General features: G+C 69.5%; 6 protein-coding genes. All 6 read right to left on the bottom strand.

Annotated elements, in window-relative coordinates; all coding sequences use genetic code 11:
• Window positions 1-49: 49 nt before the first annotated feature.
• The 6 genes from paaZ to VHU88_23620 are packed head-to-tail and all read right to left on the bottom strand — an operon-like array spanning window position 50 to window position 6,584.
• The gene (gene paaZ / locus VHU88_23645) at window positions 50-1,600 is read right to left on the bottom strand and encodes a phenylacetic acid degradation bifunctional protein PaaZ (protein HEX3614702.1); all 1,551 of its coding nucleotides are present in this window, start codon (window positions 1,598-1,600) and stop codon (window positions 50-52) included.
• On the bottom strand, window positions 1,597-3,393 hold the full coding sequence (locus VHU88_23640) for a feruloyl-CoA synthase (GenBank protein HEX3614701.1): 1,797 nt from the start codon (window positions 3,391-3,393) through the stop codon (window positions 1,597-1,599). Before VHU88_23640 ends, paaZ begins: the two co-directional genes overlap by 4 nt.
• A gap of 3 nt (window positions 3,394-3,396) precedes the next feature.
• Entirely contained in the window at window positions 3,397-4,587 is a 1,191-nt protein-coding gene (locus tag VHU88_23635; GenBank protein HEX3614700.1) for a thiolase family protein, read from the bottom strand.
• Window positions 4,588-4,630: 43 nt separating this feature from the next.
• Window positions 4,631-5,197, bottom strand: a complete 567-nt coding sequence (locus VHU88_23630; protein HEX3614699.1) for a DUF6158 family protein — start codon at window positions 5,195-5,197, stop codon at window positions 4,631-4,633.
• A gap of 14 nt (window positions 5,198-5,211) precedes the next feature.
• Complete coding sequence (gene fdxA, locus VHU88_23625) at window positions 5,212-5,553, bottom strand: ferredoxin (protein HEX3614698.1); 342 nt, start codon at window positions 5,551-5,553, stop codon at window positions 5,212-5,214.
• 14 nt (window positions 5,554-5,567) lie between these two features.
• On the bottom strand, window positions 5,568-6,584 hold the full coding sequence (locus tag VHU88_23620) for an NAD(P)/FAD-dependent oxidoreductase (GenBank protein ID HEX3614697.1): 1,017 nt from the start codon (window positions 6,582-6,584) through the stop codon (window positions 5,568-5,570).
• Between the last annotated feature and the right edge of the window lie 254 nt (window positions 6,585-6,838).

Below are 6,838 nucleotides of genomic sequence, written 5' to 3'. Positions count from 1 at the left end.
CCTTCCCGGCATGTGGAAGGGCGCGCGACACGTCAGAAGATGCGGGGTTTCAGGGGCGGGTGATGGCGGCCAACATGTCGGGCGAGCCCTGGATCGCCGAGCGCTGCATGTGGTGCAGCACCCCGCGGATGCCGCCGAGTTCCTCCCCGCCACCGGCCCGACCCGGACCGCCGTGCACCAGCCCGGGCAGCGGTGTGCCGTGCCCGGTGTTGTCCGGCGCGGAAACGCCGTCCAGGACGAGGATCCGGCCGTGCCAGGGGGCCAGCCCGCGCACGAGTTCCCGGGCCGTCGCCGGGTCAGCGGTCACGACCGACCCGGCCAGGCTGCCCTTGCCGCGAGCGGCGAGCGCCACGGCGTCCGCGACCGAGTCGTAGGTGAGCACGGTGCTGACCGGGCCGAACGCCTCGACGTCGTGTGGTTCGACGGCACCAGGTCGCGCCCGCAGCAGGATCGGTGAGAGGAACGCGCCACGCTCGGGGTCGGCGTCAATCACCTCGACCGAGTCCGGCGAACCGAAAACGACATCGGCGGAGGACCGCAGCGCCTCGACGGACTTCCGGACCTCAGCCCGCTGCGCCAGGCTGGCCAGCGCGCCCATGCGGACCCGCTCGCTGTTCGGGTTGCCCACCGTGATCTTCGACAGCTTCGCCGCGATGGCCTCGACCACGGCGTCGGCCGCCGCTGCCGGCACGATCGTGCGCCGGATCGCGGTGCACTTCTGTCCGGCCTTCACGGTCATCTCGGTGACCACTGCCTTGACGAACAGGTCGAACTCCGGGCTGCCGGGCGTGACGTCCGGGCCCAGGATCGAACAATTCAGCGAGTCCGCCTCGACCTGCAGGCGCACGCCACGCTGCTGGACGGCCGGGTTGCTCCGCAGCACCGTCGCGGTGTGGGCGGAGCCGGTGAACGACACCGAGTCCTGCTCGCCCAGCACGTCGAGCAAGCCGCCCGCGGAGCCGCACAGCAACTGCAGCGAACCCTCCGGGAGGATCCCCGAGGCGATGATCCGCCGCACGATCGCCTCGGTCAGGTAGGCCGTTTGGCTGGCCGGCTTGACGATGCTGGGCAGCCCCGCCAGGAACGCCGGCGCGAGCTTCTCGAGCATCCCCCAGACCGGGAAGTTGAAGGCGTTGATCTCGACGGCGACGCCCGGCCGGGACGAGAAGATGTGCCGGCCGGCGAACACCCCGTTCTTGCCGAGCATCTCCTCCGGCCCGTCGAGCACGATCGTGTCGTTCGGGAGCTCCTTGGCACCCTTCGAGGCATAGACGAACACGGTGCCGATGCCGCCGTCGATGTCGACCATCGAGTCCCGGCGGGTGGCCCCGGTCCGCGCGGACAACGCGTAGAGCTCGTCCTTGTCCTCGTTCAGGTGCGCCGCCAACTGCTTCAGCAGACCGGCCCGCTGCGGGAACGTCAGCGCCCGGATCGCGGGCCCGCCGGCGGTGCGCGCATGCTCGGCCATCGCGGCCAGGTCCAGACCGGTCGCCGAGATCCGGGCGACCTCCTCGCCGGTCGCCGCGTCCAGCAGCGGGTCACCGACGTCCTGAGCTCGGAACCAGGATCCGGCGGCGTAGCTCTCCAGCAGTTCGCTCATTTGTCGTTCCCTCCTGGACGCAGGATGTCGGCCCCACTGTCCTCGGTGTACAGACGCGCGACCAACTCGTGCCGGCGTTCCAGCACCACACGTTGGTTCACGTAACCCTTGTCGGTGATCTCGCCGGCGTCCAGGACCGGTGGTTCGAGCAACAGAATCAGACGCTCGATCCGGGCGGCCGAACCCTGGCCCCGGTTCAGGTCGGCGAGCACGCGGCACAGCCGGCCGCGCAGTTCCTGGTCCTCCGTCAGTTTCAACGCGTGGGCCGAGGGCCACGCGAGTGCGGAGACGTAGTCCTTGTCGTGCCCGGCGATCACGGCGTCGGTGATCAGGCCGCCGGCCGCGGAGACCAATGCGGTGCGCAGATTTCCGACGCTCACCCAGGTGCCGGACAACAGCTTGAAGTCCTCGGCGATGCGGCCGTCGAACAGCAGGCCCAGGTTCATGTCATCCGGATCCACGAACCGAACCGCGTCGCCGGTGAGGTAGAAGCCTTCGTCGTCGAAGGCCGCCGCGGTCGCCGACGCCGCACCGACGTATCCCTGCGTGATGTTCGGGCCCTTGACCCGGATCTCCAGCTTCGAGCCCGTCGGCACGAGCTTGAGCACGTCGCCCGGGATCGGCACGCCGATGCAACCGGACGGCGAAGGGTCGTAGTGCGCCGAGGTGACCGCGGGCCCGGTCTCGGTGGTTCCCCACGAGGAGGTCAGCGGGATCTCGCGACCGGTGACGTCCTTCGCGATCGCCCGCAGCCGGTGGTACAGCTCCGTCGGCAGCGAGGCGGCGGCGTAGAACAGGATCGAGACCCCGGAGAAGAAGCGTTCGGCGAACTCCGGGTCGCTCTCCAGCCGAGGGGCCAGCATCTGGTAGCCCATCGGGACGTTGAAGTACGCGGTCGGGCTGTGCGTGGCCAGTGCCGCCAAGGTCTTGTCGAACAGTGCCGACACCGGCTTGCCGTCGTCGATGTGCAGGGTCCCACCGTTGGCGAGGATCATGTTGAAGTTGTGGTTGCCGCCGAACGTGTGGCTCCACGGCAACCAGTCGACCAGCACCGGCGGGGTCTGCACGAGGAACGGCCAGACCTGGCGCATCTGCTGCTGGTTGGCGCACAGCATCTGATGGGTGTTCAGAACTCCCTTGGGTACGCCGGTCGAACCGGAGGTGAAGAGGATTTTGGCAACGCTGTCCGGCCGGACGGTCGCGGCCGCGGCGCCCACAGCCGATGTCGGGGTCGTGGCGAGCAGGTCCGCGAACGCCCGCCGCCCGGTGCCGGTGACCGGTTCGCCGCAAACCACCGCCCGGGCACCGGCGTTCTCCACGACGGAAAGTGCTGCGTCGTAGCACTTCTCGTCGTCGGCGAAGACCAGCCCTGGTCGGACCAACTCGGCGATGGCCCGGACCCGGGCGTGGTCGGCCGACGCCAGCGAGTACGCCGTCGAGATCGGGACCACCGGCACGCCGACCGTGTAGGCGGCGTACGTCAGCAGGGCGTGCTCGATCGAGTTGCCGGACAACACCAGCAACGGACGGTCGGCGGACAGGCCGTGGTCCAACAGCGCCTGGGCGAGGGCGTGCGCGGCATCCTTGGCCTCGCCCCAGGTGTAGCGGCCGCCGTTGGGCCCGCGGCCGCTCACCCGGGTGATCAAGAGGCGGTCGGGGTGCGCCCGGGAACCGGCCCGCAGCAGGTCGCCGAGCGACCGTGCGTACGGCGCCAGCAGGTCCCGCGACTCGAGCAGGATCGAGCCGTCCGGCCGGTCCGTCCGCGCGATGTCAGGTGCGGCGAACAGCGCCACCGTTCAGTCCTCCACACGCAGCACGAGCGCCGCCGCGGTGTCGCCGGCGGCGCAACCGGTGAACAGCCCGATGCCGCCGCCGCGCAGCCGCAGTTCCTCGATGAGCTCGGCGATCGAGCGCATGCCGGTGGGGGCCTGCGGGTGGCCGAAGATCAGGCTGCTGCCGTAGGCGTTCATCCGCTCGATCGGGTAGCCGGTCTCCTCGGCGAAGATCAGGTCGTTCACGGCGAACGGGTTGTGCGTGGTCACCGCGTCGACGTGGTCGATCGACAACCCGGCCGCGCGCAGCGCGTTCCGCGCGGCCGGGACGGGCGCCTCGGGCATGTGGCACTTGCCGACCCGGGCGTACCCGACGCCGAGGATTCGAGCGATTCCCTTGCCACCGGACAGTTGCCGGGCCCGGTCGACCGTGGTCACGACCGCACCGGCGGTGCCGTCGGCCGGGTGGGTCTGGCCGGCGAACGTCAGCACGCCGTCCGGGTCGACCGGGGCGAGCTTGCCGATCTCCTCCGCGACCGCCGGACGGATTCCCTCGTCGGCCTCGAGAACCAGGCCCTTGCCGCGCTTGGCGGCGATCTCCACCGGCACCTGGTAGCGCCGTTGGAAAGCTCGGTCGTCGGCCAGCGAGCGCTGGTACTGGTCCGAGCGGAGCACGGTGAGCTCGTCGCACTGCTCGCGGGTGATGCCGTGCTTGGCGGCCGCAGTCTCCCCCGCAGCCAACATTCCCTTGTTCGTCGAGGGATCCCGACCGAAGCTGTCGAGCACCCAGGTCTCGGTCCGCGGGGCACCACCCATGCCGGTCGGGTTCGGGTAGGACAGCAGCGGGCCGTTGCTGGTGCGGTCGGTGGTAACCACGAGGTGGGTCCCGGCGCCGGCCGCGACCTGGCCGGCCGCGGCGGCGAGCGAGGCCACACCGGTCGCACAGGCCTGGGAGATCATCGGCCCGGTCAGCCCGTCGGCGCCGATGCGTACGGCCAGCGTCGGGGCGCCGTAGAACGCCTCCTGCTGCGGGATCGTCCACCCGAGCACGACCCCGTCCAGGCCTTCGACGGCGAATCCTCGCTCCGACAAGGCTTTCGTGGTCACGGCGGCGGCCAGGTCGAGGCTGTTCACGTTCGCCAACGTGCCCTGCCATTTGGCGAAGGGCGAGGACCACGCCAGGCCGGCGGGGATGGCGACATTGTCGAAACGCATTACGAAGAACTCCCTTGCTCGAACTGACCTGACTACTGATGAGTCACGAACTTGCCCGAGCCCGACCGGCTTCGGTGAGTTGGCGGTACTCCCCAGCTGTCACCAGCAACGGCGGTTGGGCCTTGAAGAGTGCGGCGACCGCAGCCGGCGCGATGCCGATCTCCCGGGCCGCCTGGTGGGCCTCGAGCTTGTGCAGGCGTCCGTTCGAGGCGGACAGGTAGCGACGCAGCAACGCGGACTCGAGATCCGCCGCACTCGCCTCCTGTGCCTTGGTCGGCTCGGCCACGTTGTGCCGGGCAAGCAGTTGTTCCACCGCGCCGGCGTAGGTCCGAGTCAGGTGACGGACCTGCGCGAGCGTGTCCTGCTCGACCAGATCGACGCTTTCACTGGTGCCACCGGACCCCTGCCAGGTGCGTTTCGGGAAGCGGCGCAGGTACTCCTGCTCCAATTCCAGCATGCGCTCGGTGTGCCGATGGAACTGCTCGGCGGTGCCGTGCAGGAAGACCCAGTTGCGGCTGGCGTGCGCCTGGGTGCCCTGCTGCGCCAGCTCGGCGTCGGACAGCTCGTGCGCCGGAACGCCCATCGCGCCGGTGCTGTTGGGATCGCTCATCTTCGGTCTCCTCGTCAGCCGTTACCGGGGTGGCTTGCCACGAGTTCAGTGTCGACGCCCACCCGGCCGACAGCATGCGCGCCCCCGGGGGCCCCGAGCGGCGCGTCGCGACCGATCAGCGTCTCCAGGAAGAAAGTCTTGTTGTCCTCCACGAATGGGACGTACGCCGGGTTGACCCGCCGGTCCTGGGTGATGGCCTCGACCGGACACACCGGTTCGCAGGCGCCGCAGTCGATGCATTCCTTGGGATTGATGTAGAGCTTGCGGGCACCTTCGTAGATGCAGTCGACCGGACACTCGTCACGACACGACGTGTCCATGACGTCGATGCAGGGTTCGGCGATGACGTAAGGCATTTCGGTGTCCCTCCTCAGGCAGCCGGGGCGGGTACAGCGTCGGTGGAGTGGCCGGGGAACACCGCGGCCTGCGGGTCGAGCAGCACGGCCGCGTTGTTGACGGCGGTGGCCACCTCGCCGAAGCCGACCACGATCAGCCGAACCTTGCCGGGATACTCGGTGATGTCGCCGGCGGCGAAGATGCCGCGTTCGTTGGTCGCCATCCGGGTGTCGACGAGGATGTGCCGGCGGTCCTGGATCTCGATGCCCCAGCTCAGCAACGGCCCGAGGTTCGCGGTAAACCCGAGCGCGGCGACCAGGTGGTCGCACGGCAGTTCGTGGATCTCGCCGTTCTGGTCGACCGCGACGGACTCGACGGCGTCGGTGCCGTCGACGCTCTTGATCTCTGCGTTGGTGATGATCCGCACCGGGGTGTTGCGCACCTGCTCGACGGTGTGCGCGTGAGCGCGAAACACCTCGCGGCGGTGCACCAGGGTGACCGAGGCGGCGATCTCGTGCAGGCCGAGCGCCCAGTCGAACGCGCTGTCGCCACCGCCGACGATCACGACGTCCTTGCCCGCCAGGGCATTGAGGTCCGGCACGAAGTACGACAGCCCCTTGCCGAGGAACTCGGAGCCGGCCCGCAGCGGGCGCGGGGTGAAGCTGCCGATGCCACCGGTCACGATGACCACACCGCACCGCACGACCTGACCCTGGTCGGAGGCGATCTCCAAGCGGGGCGCGCCGCTCTCCGCGTCCGGCAGGCGTTCCAGTGTCTCCGCCTTTTGACCCGTCAGATACACCGGGGCGAACTTGTCCGCCTGGGCCTTGAGGTTCGCGACAAGGTCCCGTCCGCGCACGGCGGGAAACCCGGCGATGTCGTAGATCTGCTTCTCCGGGTACATGGCGCTGATCTGGCCACCGAGCTCCGGCAGCGAGTCCATCACCGCGACCCGCAAAGCCCGGAAACCCGCGTAGTAGGCGCCGAACAGTCCCACGGGGCCGGCGCCGACGATGAGGATGTCGACGTCCACGGGGGCGAGCGCGTTCATCGAATGGTCCTTCCGGGTGAGTCACCTTCCGACTTCTGGTGCCTGTCCCACGTATCAGGGGACCTGGAAAGGTGGGACAGGCAGCAGAAGTGCGGGCTTTGGGGGCGCCAGGGGGCGTCAGGCGAGGTGGACGTACTCGTACTCGAAGGGTTGCCCGTTGATGCCGGTCCTGGGTGGGGCGACCCAGCCGGCGATTTTGCCGGGCTCGTACACCGGGCGCATGAGCGAGGCGATGTGGGCCTTGTCGTCCTGGG

It is taken from the genome of Sporichthyaceae bacterium, assembly GCA_036269075.1.
Lineage (GTDB): Bacteria > Actinomycetota > Actinomycetes > Sporichthyales > Sporichthyaceae > DASQPJ01.
The sequence above is the reverse complement of the archived record's forward strand: the minus strand, read 5'-3'. Positions and strand labels throughout refer to the sequence as shown.

Bases quoted from the DNA above. Each gene is read 5' to 3' on its own strand.
- paaZ (HEX3614702.1), bottom strand. From the start codon at position 1,600: ATGAGCGAACTGCTGGAGAGCTACGCCGCCGGATCCTGGTTCCGAGCT.
- VHU88_23635 (HEX3614700.1), bottom strand. From the start codon at position 4,587: ATGCGTTTCGACAATGTCGCCATCCCCGCCGGCCTGGCGTGGTCCTCG.
- VHU88_23630 (HEX3614699.1), bottom strand. From the start codon at position 5,197: ATGAGCGATCCCAACAGCACCGGCGCGATGGGCGTTCCGGCGCACGAG.
- fdxA (HEX3614698.1), bottom strand. From the start codon at position 5,553: ATGCCTTACGTCATCGCCGAACCCTGCATCGACGTCATGGACACGTCG.
- VHU88_23620 (HEX3614697.1), bottom strand. From the start codon at position 6,584: ATGAACGCGCTCGCCCCCGTGGACGTCGACATCCTCATCGTCGGCGCC.